Below are 17,863 nucleotides of genomic sequence, written 5' to 3' on the forward strand. Positions count from 1 at the left end.
GCTCATTCTTCTTAATTCTGACTTAAATAGTATGAAATGGGGTAAAAGAATGTCGCATCAATCACTTAAGGCTAGCTATAAAAGCTTAGAGGAGAGGTTGAATAGGTTTCCTCAGGGTGCTCCTCCATCAGAAACACTATATAAAATATTAAAAATACTGTTTACTGAAAAAGAAGCAAGCCTTGTAGCTCAGTTGCCAATTAAGCCATTTAGTGCAAAACTGGCGGCAAAGATTTGGGGAATGAGTGAAATGGAGGCCCATGAGATACTCAATGGGCTAGCAAGCAGAGCAATCTTATTAGATTCTGAAGTAAAGGGAACAACCATCTATACCCTACCCCCACCAATGGCTGGGTTTTTCGAATTTGCCCTAATGAGATTAAGGGGAGATGTAGACCAAAAGCTCCTTAGTGAGCTTTATCATCAATACTTAAATGTGGAAGAGGACTTTGTAACGGAACTATTTTTTGGTAGTGAGACCAAATTGGGCAGAGTATTTGTTCAAGAAGAAGTCCTTACAAATGACAATGCAATTCATGTTCTTGATTATGAAAAGGCAAGTCATATTATTAGAACTTCAAATCATATTGGTGTTAGTATGTGCTACTGTCGACATAAGATGGAGCATTTAAATAAAGCATGTGATGCACCAATGGAGATATGTTTAACTTTTAACAATGCCGCCGCATCGTTAGCAAAATATGAGTATGCACGGCAAATAGATGTATCAGAAGCTCTTGAGCTTTTACATCAAGCATATGAAAACAACCTGGTACAATGTGGTGAAAATGTTCGAGAAGGGGTCAGCTTCATTTGCAATTGCTGTGGGTGTTGCTGTGAGGCTTTAATTGCGGCACGGAAATTCGGAAGTCTTCAGCCTGTTCATACTACAAACTATCTACCTGCAATTACGAAGGATACTTGTAATGGATGTGGCAGATGTGTAAGTGCTTGTCCTATTGGAGCAATTTCATTTACAAATGAGTCAAAAGGCAATGCTAAAAAGGTTATAGTTGATGAAAACATATGTCTTGGCTGTGGAGTTTGCGTAAGGTCATGCATCAAGAAAAGTATCATTTTAGAATCTAGAAAAGAGCGTGTCATTACTCCTGTGAACTCAGTTCATCGGATAGTTTTAATGGCAATAGAAAAGGGAAAGCTTCAGGAGTTAATTTTTGATAATAAGGCCTTTAAAAGTCACAGAGCAATGGCAGCTGTTCTATCTGCCATTCTCAAAATGCCACCAATTAAACAAGTTATGGCAAGTAAGCAAATGAAGTCTGTCTATCTGGAGAAATTGGTAAAGAAGTTTACGTAGTTAAGGCTAACAACAAACCATAAGCGAGGGGATAGAAATTGGCGAATTTGAAGACAAATGCTATGAGAATTCTTGATAAAGCAGGAATTTCATATAATACATATAGCTATAATCATAGTGATGGATTGATTGATGGGATTACAGTTGCAAAAAAGATAGGGCGTCCTGTTGATCAGGTCTATAAAACCCTTGTTGCCCAGGGAACAAGCAGAGACTATTATGTTTTTATCATTCCCGTTTCCAACGAGCTTGATTTAAAAGCAGCGGCTAGGGCAGTAGGTGAAAAAGCGGTAAATATGATTAAGATTGCAGATATTAATAAGGTTACTGGATACATTCGTGGAGGCTGCTCTCCTATAGGAATGAAGAAAGAATATAGAACGGTAATTGATAATTCTTGCCACATGTTAGAAACAATAATTATAAGTGCAGGGAAGGTAGGATATCAAATTGAACTTACGCCTAACGATTTAATCAAGTTAATTAAGTGTAAGACTGAAAAATTAATGTCTTCATAATGGCAGAAATCAGACAAAAAAGCAATGAGTATTGTAAATGTAGTAATCTATTTGTATATCGAATAAAAGATAATATAATTGAAATATCCCAATGCAGGGGACATTATGATAATAAATAATAAAGTGAATTGTTATGAACAAGGCCTTCAAATAACTATAATTTGAGGGTTTTGTTGATTATAATATAAAAACAATTATTCAATAAAGCAAAGCCTATTACAGGAGAAGGTCTATGGTGAGTCAAAATTGATAAAACAGCTTGCCATCAAGGGGGTAATATCGACCAATGACATCATTATTATCCTCTCAAGGCACGGGGAGACGGTGGTGCTGATAGAGAAGAAATAGGCTAGGCACTCATATTTGAGCTTAGCTTCTACTGGCACTATTATAAGGTGATTGTTCCCCTATAGGTGAGTAACTGTACTTAGTATAAAGATAGATTATAATTTCTTATAAATCCTCATTGCAAATATATACGCAACAACTATTATTGCTATACACCAAGCCAAAGCAGTCCATATCTCATTTCCTACTGACTGGTTTGCTAATAAGTTACGAATAGCTTCTACGATTACGTCCTTTGTGACTCAATCAAGCAGAAATGGGGGGATAGGAATCGAGTATCCACCACGTTTACAATGTGATTTACTATTTTATATAAGACTAATGTGCTACTGTGGAGACAGTAGTATTAATGTCAAGGGTGTCAGTATTTAAAGGAATATTTCTGACAATAAAGGTTAGTGTAAGAACATATGAAGTGGGAAGCTGTCTAGCTCTGACTCTTAAGGAATTGTTTAGACTGGCTGATAAACTGTTATCGAAAAAATGAATAGGGGGAAAGCACGATGGAAAAGAAAGCAGATGTTCTAAAAAACATTGACGAGTACATTGCGCAGTTTCCGATTGAGGTCCAGGAAAAATTACAAAGGATTAGGAAGGTAGTGCTGGAGGCGGCACCGGATGCCACGGAGAAAACAAGAATACAGGCCCTTGAGAATGGTGTATTTACAGTATTTTCAGGGGTTGTTATATTTTTAAGGTTAATCTCCTAAGGATAACAATAAGTGACTATTGATATAAATTAGAAAATAATTGCGCAAAAGCATTGACCTAACAGGTAAATGCAATGTATAATTAAATTGACCTAACAGGTAAATACAATTCTAATGGAGTTGATTAAAATGTTTTCAAAATTTTTAAGTCTAGAATCTGAAAGAAAGAATGCTATTTTGAATGCTGCATTAAGAGAATTTGCAAACAGGGGATTTGACGATGCCTCAACAAATGTTATTGCCAAGGAATCAGGTATTTCAAAGCCGTTAATGTTTCACTACGTGAATAATAAAAAGGACTTTTTTCTATTCCTGTATGACTACTGCCTTGAAATTCTACAAACAGAGTATTTTGACAAGGTCAATCTCGATGAAAGAGATTTGTTTGAACGGTTACGTCAAACATCATTACTGAAAATCAAGGTTATTCAAAAATATCCCTGGATTTTTGATTTCGTCAAAATGGCCGTTCTTACTGAATCAGTAGCAGTAAAGGCTGAACTGCTGGAGAGGCGAAAAAAGGTAGAAAACAATAGTCTGGCAAAATTCTATAGTGACATTGATGTATCACGATTCAGAGACAATTTGGATATTGAAAAGGCTAAGCAATTAATTTTTTGGGCTGTTGGAGGGTATGCAGAACAAGTATTAGACAGACTTAAAGGTTCAAAACTAGAAAACATTAATTTAAATGGAATTCAAAGTGAGTTTGACGAATATTTGAATGAATTACGAAAAGTATACTATAAATGATTGGAGGGAAAGGTTGATGAATGTAATTGAAACAATAAAACTTACTAAGTCCTATGGCAAGCAGGAGGCTTTACGCGGAGTCGATCTTACTGTAAAGCAAGGCGAGGCGTACGGCTTCATCGGACCAAATGGTTCAGGAAAATCCACAACTATTCGTATTCTTCTGGGGATGCTCCGTAAGAATGGCGGAGAAGCAAAGCTGCTGGGCGGCGATCCTTGGCAGGATGCGGTTAGTCTTCATCAGCGGCTCGTCTATGTGCCTGGAGATGTGACCTTATGGCCCAACTTGACGGGCGGAGAAGTGATTGATTTCTTAGGACGTTTGCAGGGGAAAATCGACCCATCTCGTCGTAAGGAGTTGCTGGACAGATTCCAGCTTGACCCCAGAAAAAAATGCCGTAGCTATTCCAAAGGGAACCGTCAGAAAGTAGCACTAGTATCCGCTTTTCTCTCCGATGCGGAACTACTGATTTTAGATGAGCCTACCAGCGGCCTTGATCCTTTAATGGAGCAGGTTTTTCAGGAATTTATCTTCGAAGTAAAGAAACAGGGGAAAACCGTTTTTCTCTCCAGCCATATTCTTGCGGAGGTAGAAGCTCTTTGCGATCGGGTTGGAATAATTCGACAGGGAAAAATTGTTGAATCCGGCACCCTTGAAGAACTGCGGCATCTAACACGCACAACCGTCACAGTGGGGCTTGCTAAGTCTACAAACCTGAGTCAACTGCAAGGGGTTCACGATGTATCACGAAAGGAAGAAAAATGGCGCTTTTCGGTGGACGCCAGTGCCATGGAGGCTGTAATGGGTGCGCTTGCGCCAATGGGTATTAAGTCTCTTATGGCGGAACCGCCCACTCTTGAAGAACTGTTCATTCGTCACTACGGGGATAAGCTTGGGGAAAAGGAGTTGAACTGACATGAAAGAAAACCATTTTGCCGGTATAGGCAAGCTGCTTAAGCTTTATCTGCGACGAGACAGAATTATTCTGCCTATATGGATATTGCTGCCCATGATCGCAATTGCGGGGCAGGTGTCCTTTGTGAAAGCGATGCCAGATTGGCAGGTGTTTATCACTGAACTGTCCGCAAGCCCCCTTACCTCTTCTTTGCTCGGACCTGTTGTTCCGTTAAGCATGGAAGGTGCCATCCTGTGGCGGGGCCTGCTGCAGGCTTCCATAATAGTTATGATCGGAGCGGGGATTACTATGATCCGTCATACCCGCACGGAAGAAACATCTGGAAGAAATGAATTGATACTTGGAAGACCGGTAGGAAGATACGCCAATCTATCGGCAGCTCTGATCCTTTCCTGTGGAGGAAGTCTGCTGGCGGGCTTATTGACTGCTGTGTTTCTGATGGGAATTGGCTTCGCAGGGAGCGGTTCCCTACTGGTCGGACTGACGCTTGCTACTTCCGGATGTGTCTTTGCCGGGATTGGCGGGTTATGTGCACAGATTTTTGCCCATAGCGGCAGCGCAAGAGGAGCCGTATTTGGCGTATATGGATTAACCATGGTAGCTATGGTACTAAATAATATGGGAGGTGGAAGCACCGGCTGGGCATGGCTTGCTCCCGAAGCATGGTTCCGTATCACCGTTCCCTTTGGAGAAAATCATGCTTGGCCATTGTTGGTTTTTATCGTGCTCTTTGCTCTGCCAATGATGCTTTCCTATATGCTGCTTGTTCGCCGTGATATGGCTGCCGGACTTATCGCCCAAAAAGAAGGTTCGGCTGACGCATCCCCCCATTTTAACTCTCCCATGGCCTTGGCCTGGCGGCAGCATAAAGGCAGTATTTTGGTCTGGGCAATCGGTATGGCTTGGCTCGGAGGAATTATGGGTATGGGCACGCCTAATATATCCGAAGCTATCAGTTCTACGTTCGCTCATATGAATACTTCTTGGGCATCTGCTATAGTAAAGTTAGGTAATCAGGAAGGTTTTATTGCCATTCTAATCTACATCCTGGGACTAATGGGCGGTTTATCTGTCTTTGCCATCACGACGGTACAACGTCTGCGGCAGGAAGAAAATGAGCATTATGCCGAGATGGTGTTGTCAAAACCGGTGAGTCGGTTCAGATGGATGGGGAGCTATTTGACGGTTGCTTTCGCAGGCAGTACGTTGATTCTTCTTGCCCTCGGCTTGGCTTCTGGATTGGGATGGAGCATTGCTTCGGGAGACTTCAGTCATTTTCCCCGTGTGTTAGGCATGAGCCTTTTAAAAATTCCTTCTGTCTGGACAATTATCGGCATTGGCGCCCTGCTGTATGGCTGGCTGCCGCGTATGGCCTCCGTTCTTAATTGGCTCATATTGGGCGCGTTTATCTTCATTGAGATGCTTTGGGAGGTCGGAATCGTCGGATGGTCTGCACTGCAATGGACACCCTTTGCCTATGCCCATTACAGTATCCCAATAAATGAGCTTTCAATTGTGCCACTAATTGTGTTAACAGGTATTGCAGCGGCACTTACATGGTTAGGGTTCATTGGATTTAGGCGTCGAAGTATTGGATAAAGCCTTTGACATCAATGCCATCAACTTGAGGCATGGTGAGAGTGTTATCAGGATAGAGAAGTAGTGTTGACAGTAGAGCAGGAGATTGAAGAAAGAGAAAGAGCTCAATTTGTGTATGAAGAATATGTAAAAGAGAAGAAGCGCCTTGTGGAAGTTATTAGTAGATGAACCTACAAACTATTTAGATATCAATGCCCTTGAGGTTATAGAAACAAATTATTATATTAAAAAATCGTCTTTCAGAAGCCATAGGAAGGCTATCTATGCCATCTAAAGAGGATGATATAGAAGCATTAGATAAGGAATATCATGAAATATTAGATGAAATAAAGAGACTTAAAAGGTGATGAATCTTATAAATGCTATCCCTAATAAAGTAAGTATAATTCCTATGATTTTTCTTTTTAGATTCCATCTTTCTTTTAGCACTATCATTCCCACAACAATTGTAAGTATGGTTGAGGTCTGGGCTAGAGGGCCTACTAAAGAAAGCTCTCCTATCTTGTATGCTGCATAAAGTGCTAAAGTTGAAAGCATTTGAAAGAAACAGCACAATAGTATTATGTAGTTATTCCTTTGAGGTTTTACCAGACATTTCATTTTCTCATAAGTGTTAGGTATAAATACAATAGTCATTAATGCTGGTATGATATAGATAACAACTTGAAAAAAAGCTACTGAAAAATAGTTTAAAAGATACTTATCTAACGCATAGGCACAACTTATTAGAATTGCATATAGTAGCGTGTAATAATGATATTTTGTAAAATGATATTCTTTTCCCCTAATCCAATAAATTACTATTAAACCTAAAAAGATGAAAAAAATGCCCATAAACTGGCTTAGATATAAATTTTCTTTAAAGAAGATAACACCTAATAACATGAGCCATATAGTCCTAGTGGTAGCAATGGTCTCAACTTGGCTAACTTCAATGTTCTTTAAGGATTTGAAAAACAATATCATACAAACGGTATAAAAAATACTAGATAAAAGAACTACTAGCCATATCTTAATTTCAGTAGGGTATTGAATCTCTTCAAAGTAAAGGAAAGGTATAGTTAATAAGCTTACAACTAGCAGAAAGAATGAGCTAAATGCAGTAGGATCCACCTCCTCATCTAAGACCGAATACTTTTGTAAAAGTTTAGATGCTGAGTTTAAGGCTATATAGATTAAAACTAAATGAAACCAGTTAAAAGACATTTTGGTTCCCCCTAGAGATCAGCACATATATTGTGGGCGTTTCCTCCAAGGAGTAGCATATCATGAATTTATTTATTAGAGAACTGTTTTTGCAATAAAAACAGCCCCTGATTTTGCTAGTACAGGGACTGCAATATTATTCTTCATTTTTAACGATTTTGGTTGCAAAAATCAATGGCGGTAAGTGTATAGATTTGAACTGCTTGAATTAACTGCTCAATAGATATTTGCTCATTTTTTGAATGGGAAAATGATATGTCTCCACATCCACAAATAATGGTAGGAATATTGCGGTAGAAGTTTAAAAGTCCTGCATCAGTCCAACCGCGTCTGGTAGTACATGCCGGGTTCCTTTTTGTTACTAGCTTTACGTTATTAATTACTGTTTGGACAATGCTTTCATTTTCGTCGGTTATCATTGGAACGTGATTCAAATGTTCCATTTTTCCGCATTCCATTAATATTAAACGAATATCTAGTCCTGGAACAGCCTGTTTTAGCTCTGTAATTATCTCTTCTATTTCTCGTGTTACATCTTCTATTTTTTCTGTATTAATATATCTTCTATCTAGTTGAATTTTACAGTATTCTGCAACGGTGCTTGGTTGAGTTCCTCCTTCGATTTTACCAATATTCAACATGGATGGTCCCATTAGGGGATGGAAACGTTCTTTTAATTTGGGAAGCAACCTGTCTTCTAGGGCAGTAACTAGTCTGCATGCCATGTTGATTGCATTTATTCCTCTTTCCATATCACCGCTGTGTGCCCTTCTTCCGAAAAACTCTATTTCGAACCATTCTAAGCCCCTATGCGCCACGGCATAATCAAAATTTGAAGGTTCTCCTACGATTGCACCATCAGCTTCGATACCACTTAAAACTAATTTTTCTGTACCTTCTGAACAACCTTCTTCGCCAATGACTGCAGTAAAAGTCACATCACCTTTTAATTTTAACGGCAGTCTATTTAGGACTAGCATTGTCATGAGCATTGCAGCTACGGGACCTTTCATATCTACTGCACCCCTACCTAGGATGTGACCATCAATAATTTCTCCGCTAAATGGATTAAAATCCATTTCATAGGGTGGTACAGTATCCACATGACCATTTAATAATAGCCTTTTTCCGTTACCTTCTCCCTTGATTGTTACAATAATATTATAGAGGTTTTCTTTGACAGGTTGTTTTTCATAAGGTATATTATGCCTTTCAAGAAAAGAACATATATATTCTAAAACGTCCTTTTCCCTTTCTGGTATTTCCCAGTGACTCGGTCGTCTGATTAACTCTTGGGTTAATTCGACAAGTTCATCAGTAGAAAATACGCTGTTTATCTTCTGTAGCCATAATGACATATAACCCCTCCAGTTATATTTTTATTGTAAACCTGTTAAAGTTGCAATTACTAAGAATACTAAGGCTATTAGGATCCAACCTACAATTAGCCTCCAGATAAATTTAAACCACTTTTCATATGGAATTCCTGCTATTGCGAGATATCCCATAAGAGCTGCAGATGTTGGAATAATTGAGTTTGTTATACCATCCCCATATTGGTAAGCCAAAACTGCTACTTGCCTGGTTATGCCTACCAAGTCAGCAAGGGGTACCATGATAGGCATGGTTGTAACTGCCTGACCGCTTCCAGATGGAATAAAGAAGTTCAAGACAATCTGGAATGCATACATTCCGATAACAGTAATAACACTCGGTAAGCTTCCAAGTATAGAAACCATACCATTTATTAAAGTATCAATAATACGCCCATCTTCCAATAATACTAGAATAGCTCTGGCAAACCCAACTATAAGAGCTCCAAATGTTAAAGCCTTTGCCCCAACTACAAAAGATTCAAAGGTTTTATTAAGTGATAGCCCTCCAACAAGTCCTGAAATTATACCAATGGCTATAAATGATGATCCCAGTTCAGTTAAATACCAGCCCCATTCAAAAACACCATAAATATTGATAAGAATACCTCCAAAGAGGACAGCAAATACTAAAATGTGTCTGATATTTAATTCTGGAATTTCTTCAGAAGTAAGGTTTAGTTCCTTCTCTTCCTTCTTAACCTGTTCTTCAATTTCATACATAACACTATTTTTTGGATCTTTCTTTACTGCGGTAGCATAACGAATAACATACCACATACCAAAAGCTAAAAAGAATACATATGCCACAGCCCTAAATGCCATCCCAGAAAACAATGGTAGTTCAGCAATACTTTGTGCTACACCTACCGTAAAGGGATTTAGCATTCCGCCAAAAAAGCCTGAAGCTGCACCACAGCTAATCATAGCGGTGCCAGTAATTGCATCAAAGCCCATTGCCCTGGCAATGGCAATACCTATGGGCACGAAAATTATACTTTCTTCAGCCCATCCAATTGTAAAACCACCAATAGAAAATAATAGCATGGAAATTGGGATAATTAATCTCTCCCGGTCGGCAAGTTTTACCACAATTTTACCAATACCTGCTTCAATTGCTCCTGTCGCTCTGATAATTCCAAATGCTCCACCAACAAGAAAGATATAAAAAATAATGGTAGAACCGGCAGCCATTCCTCTGGGAATAGCTTTGACCAATTCAAAGGGTCCAATGGTATTAGACTCAACTGATGCATAGCTTCCCGGTACAACAAGTGTTCTTTCAACTTCTTCATTGAAAGACCTTTCGAACTCTCCAGCTGGCACTACATAAGATGCCAAAGCCGCTACAATTAATACAATAAATAATAGTGCATAGGTGTGCGGTGTTCTAAACTTAAATTTTCTTTCTTTTTTTACTTCTACTTCGGTACCAGTACTCATCTACAAATCACCTCATTTATTAGTATTGTAAAAATAATATATTGCAAAATTCATTCCATGATAGAGAGGCCTAGTTGTATTGAATATTTAGATAATTTAGGCAATTATATCCTAAATATTTAGGTGATTAGGATTAAACAAGATCCTAATCACCTAAATTGAGGCTCTTTATAAAAGCTTTACCCTTTTCTGTAAGACATGACCCTTGTTTAGTTTTACCAATATAAATATACCCTTCATTTTCTAGTGTTTTTAATCGATATCTTAATTGTTGTTCACTTAAATTGATATTTGAATCTTTAATTTCGTTGAATAGGCTATTCCTTCCTGCTCTTTTTCCTGATTTGTTTAACGTATCGATAGTAGTGAGAATTATTTGTTTCTCTGTGGTATCAGAATACATTAAATCTTTTTGCACCACAGTTGGGATTATGCGGTTAAAGGTAGGTGGCAGATGATACATTTGTATTTCATTGCCATCACAAACTGCAAGTACATAGCTAATTATATTGATTAACTCTCTTATATTTCCCGGCCAATTGTAATTTGTTAAAAATTCTATGGCTTCTTTTGACCATTTAAGAGTTTCGTTATGTATTTGAGTTAATGTCTTTAGTAATAAAGGAATATCTTCTTTTCTTTCATTCAAAGAAGGAAGAGAAATAGGAAGTACATTTATACGATAAAATAAGTCCTGGCGGAACTTACCTGATCTAACAAGCTGAGGTAACGAACGATTGGTAGCTGCAATAATTCTTACATCAATATTTGATACTTTGGTATCCCCCACTCGGATCATTTCTTTTTCCTGCAATACTCGTAAAAGTCTTGATTGGATAGATAAGGATGCATCTCCAATCTCATCTAAAAAAACAGTGCCGCCGTTGCCTTGTTCAAATAGTCCTGTTTTTCCAGCTTTTCTTGCTCCAGTAAAAGCTCCCTCTACATAACCAAATAATTCGCTTTCAGCAAGTGATTCTGGAATGGAAGCAAAGTTCATTGCTACAAATGGACCTTTATGTCTAGGAGAACTGCAGTGAATAGCATGTGCCATTAATTCCTTTCCTGTACCACTTTCACCAGATATTAGAATAGAATAATCACTTTTTGCCATTTTCTTTGCCAGGGTTATGGTGTTTTTAATAGCTGCACTATTGCCCACAATATCTTTAAAATTATATTTTGCGACCCTGCCTGCATCCTTCAAATTATTCTTTAATCGATTTTCAAGGTTTGTGATTTGAGTAATATCTTTCAAGAAAAATAGTATGCCACACGATTTACCTTCAAAATGGATCTCATGATTATTAGGCATATATATGTGGTCGTTAATGGATAATAATTGGTTATTATTATCCATTTTATCAGCCAAAAAAGAAATTTCTTTTAAGGAATAAGAAGTAGTATTATTAATATCTATATTTATCAGCTTTTCAGCTGCTTCATTATGAAAAATTAAGGTTTCTGTATTATCAAATGCTAAAATGGGGTCTGGAATTGCCTGAAGTGTGCTTTTCAAATGTGCTAAGTATTTCTGCTCTCGTATATAAGCTTCACCTAATCTTTTTCCAAGCTCGATCATTTTTCGTAGGAAGTTATCAATGTTTCTGTTAATTCTTTCTTCAGACAATCCTAATTTTTTAGCCAACGACAACAAGGTTTTAAGGTGTATTAATCGAATTCCTATATTAACAAACTGGTTTACACCTTTGGGTCTTATCAATATTTCTCCCAAGGTTATTGCAATGTTGATATCTGGATCCTCATCTTTGATACCGGGGTAAATGGGGATATATTTAAGATGGTTAATATTAGATTGTTCTAAAGTTTCTATCACTTCTTTACTGGTTCCAAGCAGGTTATTTATGACATATACCTTTGTACCTGATGGAATTCTTATCAATTGCTCTATATCCATCGGATCAAATTGTCGTTCAACTACTATAGTTTCTATATTAGTTCCTACTATTTCTATTGCAGGATAATAAATGTCTGGATCTGAACTTGTAATTAATGCAATGTCACCAAAAAGCTTCTCCCTAGGGTTTGCATTAAGAGCACATCCCACAATTTTAATTTCAGGCTCGAAAAAATCACATAATTGATTATATAGTAGTTGATATGTGTCAATTCCTTTGCAGATTAGACAAATAGTCTTCAATGTATGATAGACCTCCTAACTAAAAATATAGTATAGAATTAATGCCTCCATCTATATCACTTAAATAACAATAAATCTCATAAAGGAAATACCTACTATTGTTAAGATTATTCCTAATATCTTTGTATATTTTTGTAAAAGTTTAGATACTGAGTTTAAGGTTATGTAAATTAGCGGCCACGTAGTAAAAAATCATATAATTTTTAACATATAATAGCATAGCACAAAATTTTACCCTAATATATACTATATACTTTAATGGATACAAATAAAAGCTAAGCTAAGGGCAATCCATAGCTTAGCTTTTTTAGATTAAGTTCCCCGATAAACAGGATTCTTTATTCAGGTGGAGTATCCCACAGGATTAGTTCAACTAGAGTTCAGGGACAGTCACCTGAACTAAGTTTCACTGAATGACTCCATCTGAACATTATAGAGCGAAACTTGCCAACTTGTTTGGCGTAGATAAGCTAATCCTTTAGGGGAAACCGTTATCCATCGGATAAATATTAAGTACTTGCTGGAATAAGCATCACAGGAATAGGGGAGTAGCGCGTTACCTGAAGACTCAAGCTTCCCATGAAGAGTTCGCTAACAAAACCTTTACCTTGACTACCCATGACAACAAGGGAGAGGGCAGGTTTATTTTTTATAGTATCTATAACAACATCTATGGCTCGACCTTCAGGAAAATCAAAATCAACAGATGTAGAACCAGCTTTTTCCAATCTGTTTTTAATAGCCTGTAATTCTGTTTGAATTTCTTTGGTTTTTTGTTTTTCTATCTTCTCAATCAAGCTAAGTTCTACTTGTGGAAATGACAGTAGCGCCATATCAAGTTTTTCGTAATTCTGCACATGTAATATGCTTACTGGACATTTTGTTTCTTGGACAAGCTTTTCGACATAATTAAGGGCTTTTTCTGCCGTGCTGGAAAAGTCTGTAAGATAAAGGATATGCCCCGACATTTGTTTGCATTCAAGAACAATATTTTGAGTTTTATCTTGTTTTACTCTAACCAATAAGACAGGTTTTTTGGCTAAGTTCAGAACTTCACCTGATACACTTCCTATGGTGGTCCTCTTTAATATTCCTTTTCCATGAGAACCTATTACTATTGCCGAAACATTGTGTTTCTCAGCGATAAGGTTAATAGTGTGAGCTGGAATACCATGTACAGATTCAATAGTAGTATTTAAACCAGCCTCCTGCAATATAGACTGTTGTTCTTTAAGAAGAGGGTTATCAGGACTAATAACAACTTCTTCATCAGGAGATATTGGTATTTTGTAGTCTATGTGAGCAAGAATAACTTCTTGAACACCTATACTTTTAAGATCTCCCGCACAACTTATAAGAACATTAGAAGTCTCCGATAAATCGGTACACACCAAGACTTTTTTAAACATAAAATATCACCCCTTTGTTATTGTCTACTTTAACAAGTTCATTACGTATATATTAGACTAAAATTTACAATTATCCTTTATTTTCACAGAAACTTCAAAGAGTCTACACACTTAACGCGTATCAAGAAATCCAGTTAAAGATGCAACATCATATTAAGGTGAATATGATATACCAAAAAGGAGTTGAAGGAGATAAGGTAAGGGGAATACTATGTCTTGCTTAAACGGGACGTAGTAAAAGATAGCCATTCTCGAACGGCAAAAGACAGGTATTTACCTTTTTTGCAAATAATCATTAGGTTAAGAAATATTGATTGGTCTGTAATCGGAAGAGCTACTATTTTTTTTGGATTTAATTCCTGGCAAATTTTTTGGGGTAGTAATGCTATTCCCAATTTAGCTACTACCATTTCCACCATAAAATCTCTTTGAGAGCTGCGGCAGACGATTTGGGGGAGGAAGCCGGCTGAACGACAGCAATTAATTATGTGGTCATGGAGTGAGAAGTCTTCTCCAAAAAGTACAAACTTTTCATCCTTTAAATCCTTCAGGCTAATCTTGTTCCTTTTGGACATAGGGTGTTCCGGATAAAAGACTACCATTAATGGGTCACTAATTAAAGGTGTAATTTCAAAGGCTTCTGGTTGCGCTGGAGCTGAGCATATGATACCTACATCCACATCTCCTGTCTCTACAGCAGTCTCAATTTTTTTGGAGCCTACCTCCATAAGCTCTAATTCTATTGTAGGGTAGCTTTGAATAAAATCTCCAATGGTTTTTGGAAAGAAGCTAGCACCAACGATAGGTGGAATACCAATTTTAATGCTACCCTTCTTTAAATTTATTATGTCCGAAAGAGTCGTGGTTAGGTTATCAAAGGAGGTAATAATTTCCTGGGTTTGTTGATATACGGCTTGACCCGCATCTGTTAAAATTACCTGCTTTCTATCTCGATGAAATAACAGAACTCCCATCTCCTCTTCCATATCTCTTATCATTTTGCTGATGGAAGGTTGGCTGATATGTATGTTTTGGGCAGCTTTTGTAAAGCTTTGACTTTTGGCTACAGCCAGAAAGTACTTGAGATGATTAATGTTCATTATTCTCAACTCCTATCATAGATAAAAGGCATACAAAACATTCTTTATATATACTTCACTTATAATCTACCATTATTTATAATAATAGACAAGATGAGATTTGGGGAAAGTAAAATAAATGTTCTAAAGGAAGGGAGTTGTTTATTTATGTTACAAATACCGGAAAGAAATCCAATACAGAAAACCTTAATGGGACCTGGACCAAGTACAGTAGATCCTAGAATACTAAGGGCAATGTCAGAGCCGACAATAGGACACCTTGATCCCGATTTTCTAAAGATTATGAACGAATCTATGGAAATGTTAAGGTATGTATTTAACACAAAAAACCAACTAACAATGCCTATGTCAGGAACAGGCAGCAGCGGAATGGAAACAACATTTGTAAATATTCTAGAACAAGGAGATAAGGTAGTCATTGGGGTAAAAGGTGTATTTGGAATGAGAATGGTAGATATGGCAAAAAGATGTGGAGCAGAAGTAATAGAAGTAAAAGCACCCTGGGGTAAAGCCCTTGATCCAGAAGATGTAAGAAAAGCGCTTTCAGATAATAAGGGTGTAAAGTTCTTTGCAGACGTACATGCAGAAACATCTACCGGAGTCCTACAGCCATTAAAAGAGCTGTCAGATATCTGTAAAGAATATGATGTAATGTTCTTAGCAGACACAGTAACCTCACTAGGAGGAGTGCCAGTAGACATAGATGATAATGGAGTAGACATAGCATTTAGTGGGACCCAAAAATGCTTGAGCTGCCCTCCAGGACTAGCACCAATAACTCTTGGAGAAAGAGCCTACAAGGTATTACAAAACAGAAAAACAAAAGTACAAAGCTGGTATCTTGACCTAACTATGATAGCCCAATACTGGGGTCAAGAACGAGTATATCATCACACAGCACCAATTAATATGATATATGCCTTTCACGAAACACTAAGAATAGTATTAGAAGAAGGTAGAGAAAACAGATATGAAAGACACAAGAAAAACCATGCTGCCTTAATTGCAGGATTAGAAGCAATGGGCTTAAAGCTAATAGTAGACAAAGAGTATAGACTACCCCCACTAACAACAGTATACTCACCAGAGGGAGTAAACGAAGCAGAAGTAAGAAAGCAATTAATGAAGCAGTATAACATAGAGATAGGCGGAGGCCTAGGAGACTTTAAAGGTAAAGCATGGAGGATTGGTTTAATGGGATACGCAAGTACCCAAACTAATGTGATGCTGATACTAATTTCCTTAGGTAGCATTCTAGAGGGTATGGGTAAAAGAGTTGATAAAAAGGGAGCTCTTGAGGCAGCAGGAACGGTATTTGCTTCCTAAAAATATACATAAATGCCTTGAATAGAAAGTCTGTTCAAGGCATTTTTCATTTAAAATATTTTAGTATCACTAGTACGTCATTGTTTATATTAATAGTAGAAAATCGGTGCAATCCGGGAAAAAAGCTTTCCACCAGTTATTTGAACTAATTGGTGGAAAGCTTTTTTGAGTTTTCTGAAGAAAATTAAATTAACTTCATTGGTAATTAATGTAACTAATTTTAGATAAAAAGCATATAAGTTAATGAGTAGTTACATATAGTCAAATATTTTTTGGAATCATAGAGTGGGTGTTTTTTAGTGGATGTTTATCTAAGGTTTATTCTAGCAATAATAGCGTGCTTATTTATTATTTTTATTCCTGTAACAACTACATCGGATCAATCTGGCTTTCCAATAGAACCTTCATATACCATAGAAGATATTTATTCTCCAGAGGTAGTGCATCTGGAAGATCTTCAAATGGACTTGGGCGCCAAAGAAGCTAATTATAAGGTTGAACAACAGGTTTGGTATTCTGGAAATGAAGAAAAAAGACAAGTAGCCTTAACATTTGATGATGGACCTGATAATTATTACACCCTACAGATATTAGACATTCTACAGGAACATGACATTAAAGCTACCTTTTTTGTAATAGGATCTAATGTTGAAAGGTTTCCGGAAGTTGTAGAACGTATTGCCAATGAAGGACATATAATCGGAAATCATAGCTGGAGTCATAAGGATTTTGCAAAACTGTCATCAAATAGCATGTTGGAGGAGTTAGTTAATACTGAGGAGATTTTATATAGTATAGTAGGTAATAAGCATACAAATATCTTTAGACCCCCCTATGGATCATATAGTAGTGAAGTATTAGAGGTAATACATTCTCGCAATTACAATTTTGTCTACTGGTCTGTTGATACAAGGGACTGGGCCAATACACCAATTTCCATCATGGTCAAAACTGTGTCTTCTCAAATCACTCCTGGTGGTATAATTTTAATGCATTCTAGTGGTAGCAATCAAGCTATGAAAAATACTGTAACGGCATTACCTGAGATTATAAAAACAATAAAGGATTTAGAATATGAATTTGTCACAATTCCTGAGGTACTAGGATTTAAAAAGCAAGATAACTATCATAACCTTCGTGGAGTTTAGATTTTAAATAACTCGCCCTTCTTTGACATTGATATGCTCCCCTTGTGGTAGACAGTTTAAATAATAAAAACTGTTTATTATAAGGAGGAGCTTTTTTATGTCTCATAAAGCAAAAATATCAGGATCAGAAAAGATAGCAGCTATTGAAAAATATCTTCATGGAGAAGATTCGCTTAATCATTTGGCAAGACAGCTAGGAGTTGCCTGTGTAACCATCCATCAGTGGCTTCAAAATTACCAATCCTTAGGTCCAAGTAGCCTGCTTACTACACCTAAGAATACTGCCTATTCAGCAGAATTGAAGTATGCTGCTGTCATGGACTATCTGGCTGGTGATGGGTCCTACATGGCTATATGTAAGAAATATGGTATTAAATCAACTCGCCAGTTGCGTAACTGGGTTTTGAAGTATAATGGTTATGAGAAGTTAAATCCTTCCGGAACAGGAGGAATACCAATCATGACTAGAGGACGGGCAACTACTTACGATGAAAGAGTTGAAATAGTTAAGTACTGCATTGAACATCAAAACAA

At 37.2% G+C, this 17,863-nt stretch carries 14 protein-coding genes and 1 pseudogene; 9 read left to right on the plus strand and 6 right to left on the minus strand.

The window, feature by feature from the left end; translation table 11 throughout:
• Positions 1-49 precede the first annotated feature (49 nt).
• From APF76_01075 to APF76_01100, 6 genes are all read left to right on the plus strand, one after another.
• A complete protein-coding gene (locus tag APF76_01075; GenBank protein KUO49864.1) occupies positions 50-1,318 on the plus strand; it encodes a (Fe-S)-binding protein in 1,269 nt (422 codons plus the stop codon).
• Between the two features lie 38 nt (positions 1,319-1,356).
• Positions 1,357-1,836: an aminoacyl-tRNA deacylase gene (locus APF76_01080; GenBank protein KUO49865.1), complete on the plus strand. Its 480-nt coding sequence runs from the start codon at positions 1,357-1,359 to the stop codon at positions 1,834-1,836.
• 851 nt (positions 1,837-2,687) lie between these two features.
• Positions 2,688-2,894 carry a hypothetical protein gene (locus APF76_01085; GenBank protein KUO49866.1) on the plus strand — a complete coding sequence of 69 codons (207 nt, stop codon included), beginning with the start codon at positions 2,688-2,690 and terminating at the stop codon, positions 2,892-2,894.
• Between the two features lie 129 nt (positions 2,895-3,023).
• On the plus strand, positions 3,024-3,647 hold the full coding sequence (locus tag APF76_01090) for a TetR family transcriptional regulator (protein KUO49867.1): 624 nt from the start codon (positions 3,024-3,026) through the stop codon (positions 3,645-3,647).
• Positions 3,648-3,663: 16 nt separating this feature from the next.
• On the plus strand, positions 3,664-4,563 hold the full coding sequence (locus tag APF76_01095) for an ABC transporter ATP-binding protein (protein KUO49868.1): 900 nt from the start codon (positions 3,664-3,666) through the stop codon (positions 4,561-4,563).
• Between the two features lies 1 nt (position 4,564).
• Positions 4,565-6,163 carry a hypothetical protein gene (locus tag APF76_01100; GenBank protein ID KUO49869.1) on the plus strand — a complete coding sequence of 533 codons (1,599 nt, stop codon included), beginning with the start codon at positions 4,565-4,567 and terminating at the stop codon, positions 6,161-6,163.
• A gap of 336 nt (positions 6,164-6,499) precedes the next feature.
• Here APF76_01100 and APF76_01105 read toward each other — a convergent pair whose 3' ends face one another.
• The 6 genes from APF76_01105 to APF76_01130 all read right to left on the minus strand — a co-directional run bounded on the left by APF76_01105 (position 6,500) and on the right by APF76_01130 (position 14,855).
• Entirely contained in the window at positions 6,500-7,369 is an 870-nt protein-coding gene (locus APF76_01105) for a hypothetical protein (protein KUO49870.1), read from the minus strand.
• A gap of 149 nt (positions 7,370-7,518) precedes the next feature.
• Complete coding sequence (locus APF76_01110) at positions 7,519-8,727, minus strand: acetylornithine deacetylase (GenBank protein KUO49871.1); 1,209 nt, start codon at positions 8,725-8,727, stop codon at positions 7,519-7,521.
• Between the two features lie 21 nt (positions 8,728-8,748).
• The gene (locus tag APF76_01115) at positions 8,749-10,185 is read right to left on the minus strand and encodes a C4-dicarboxylate ABC transporter permease (protein KUO49872.1); all 1,437 of its coding nucleotides are present in this window, start codon (positions 10,183-10,185) and stop codon (positions 8,749-8,751) included.
• Positions 10,186-10,330: 145 nt separating this feature from the next.
• Entirely contained in the window at positions 10,331-12,346 is a 2,016-nt protein-coding gene (locus APF76_01120; GenBank protein KUO49873.1) for a hypothetical protein, read from the minus strand.
• A 509-nt stretch (positions 12,347-12,855) separates the two neighbouring features.
• Entirely contained in the window at positions 12,856-13,755 is a 900-nt protein-coding gene (locus APF76_01125; protein ID KUO49874.1) for a hypothetical protein, read from the minus strand.
• A gap of 209 nt (positions 13,756-13,964) precedes the next feature.
• The gene (locus tag APF76_01130; GenBank protein ID KUO49875.1) at positions 13,965-14,855 is read right to left on the minus strand and encodes a LysR family transcriptional regulator; all 891 of its coding nucleotides are present in this window, start codon (positions 14,853-14,855) and stop codon (positions 13,965-13,967) included.
• Positions 14,856-15,002: 147 nt separating this feature from the next.
• On the opposite strand from APF76_01130, the gene APF76_01135 reads away from it, so the two are divergent.
• The 3 genes and pseudogenes from APF76_01135 to APF76_01145 all read left to right on the plus strand — a co-directional run bounded on the left by APF76_01135 (position 15,003) and on the right by APF76_01145 (position 17,863).
• Positions 15,003-16,181, plus strand: a complete 1,179-nt coding sequence (locus tag APF76_01135) for an alanine--glyoxylate aminotransferase (protein KUO49876.1) — start codon at positions 15,003-15,005, stop codon at positions 16,179-16,181.
• Positions 16,182-16,480: 299 nt separating this feature from the next.
• The gene (locus APF76_01140; GenBank protein ID KUO49877.1) at positions 16,481-17,329 is read left to right on the plus strand and encodes a hypothetical protein; all 849 of its coding nucleotides are present in this window, start codon (positions 16,481-16,483) and stop codon (positions 17,327-17,329) included.
• A 97-nt stretch (positions 17,330-17,426) separates the two neighbouring features.
• Positions 17,427-17,863: pseudogene (locus APF76_01145) on the plus strand.

The organism is Desulfitibacter sp. BRH_c19, assembly GCA_001515945.1.
GTDB lineage: Bacteria > Bacillota > DSM-16504 > Desulfitibacterales > Desulfitibacteraceae > Desulfitibacter.

Coding starts and splice junctions, on each gene's coding strand:
- APF76_01075 (KUO49864.1), top strand. CDS start 50: ATGTCGCATCAATCACTTAAGGCTAGCTATAAAAGCTTAGAGGAGAGG.
- APF76_01085 (KUO49866.1), top strand. CDS start 2,688: ATGGAAAAGAAAGCAGATGTTCTAAAAAACATTGACGAGTACATTGCG.
- APF76_01090 (KUO49867.1), top strand. CDS start 3,024: ATGTTTTCAAAATTTTTAAGTCTAGAATCTGAAAGAAAGAATGCTATT.
- APF76_01095 (KUO49868.1), top strand. CDS start 3,664: ATGAATGTAATTGAAACAATAAAACTTACTAAGTCCTATGGCAAGCAG.
- APF76_01100 (KUO49869.1), top strand. CDS start 4,565: ATGAAAGAAAACCATTTTGCCGGTATAGGCAAGCTGCTTAAGCTTTAT.
- APF76_01105 (KUO49870.1), bottom strand. CDS start 7,369: ATGTCTTTTAACTGGTTTCATTTAGTTTTAATCTATATAGCCTTAAAC.
- APF76_01110 (KUO49871.1), bottom strand. CDS start 8,727: ATGTCATTATGGCTACAGAAGATAAACAGCGTATTTTCTACTGATGAA.
- APF76_01115 (KUO49872.1), bottom strand. CDS start 10,185: ATGAGTACTGGTACCGAAGTAGAAGTAAAAAAAGAAAGAAAATTTAAG.
- APF76_01125 (KUO49874.1), bottom strand. CDS start 13,755: ATGTTTAAAAAAGTCTTGGTGTGTACCGATTTATCGGAGACTTCTAAT.
- APF76_01130 (KUO49875.1), bottom strand. CDS start 14,855: ATGAACATTAATCATCTCAAGTACTTTCTGGCTGTAGCCAAAAGTCAA.
- APF76_01135 (KUO49876.1), top strand. CDS start 15,003: ATGTTACAAATACCGGAAAGAAATCCAATACAGAAAACCTTAATGGGA.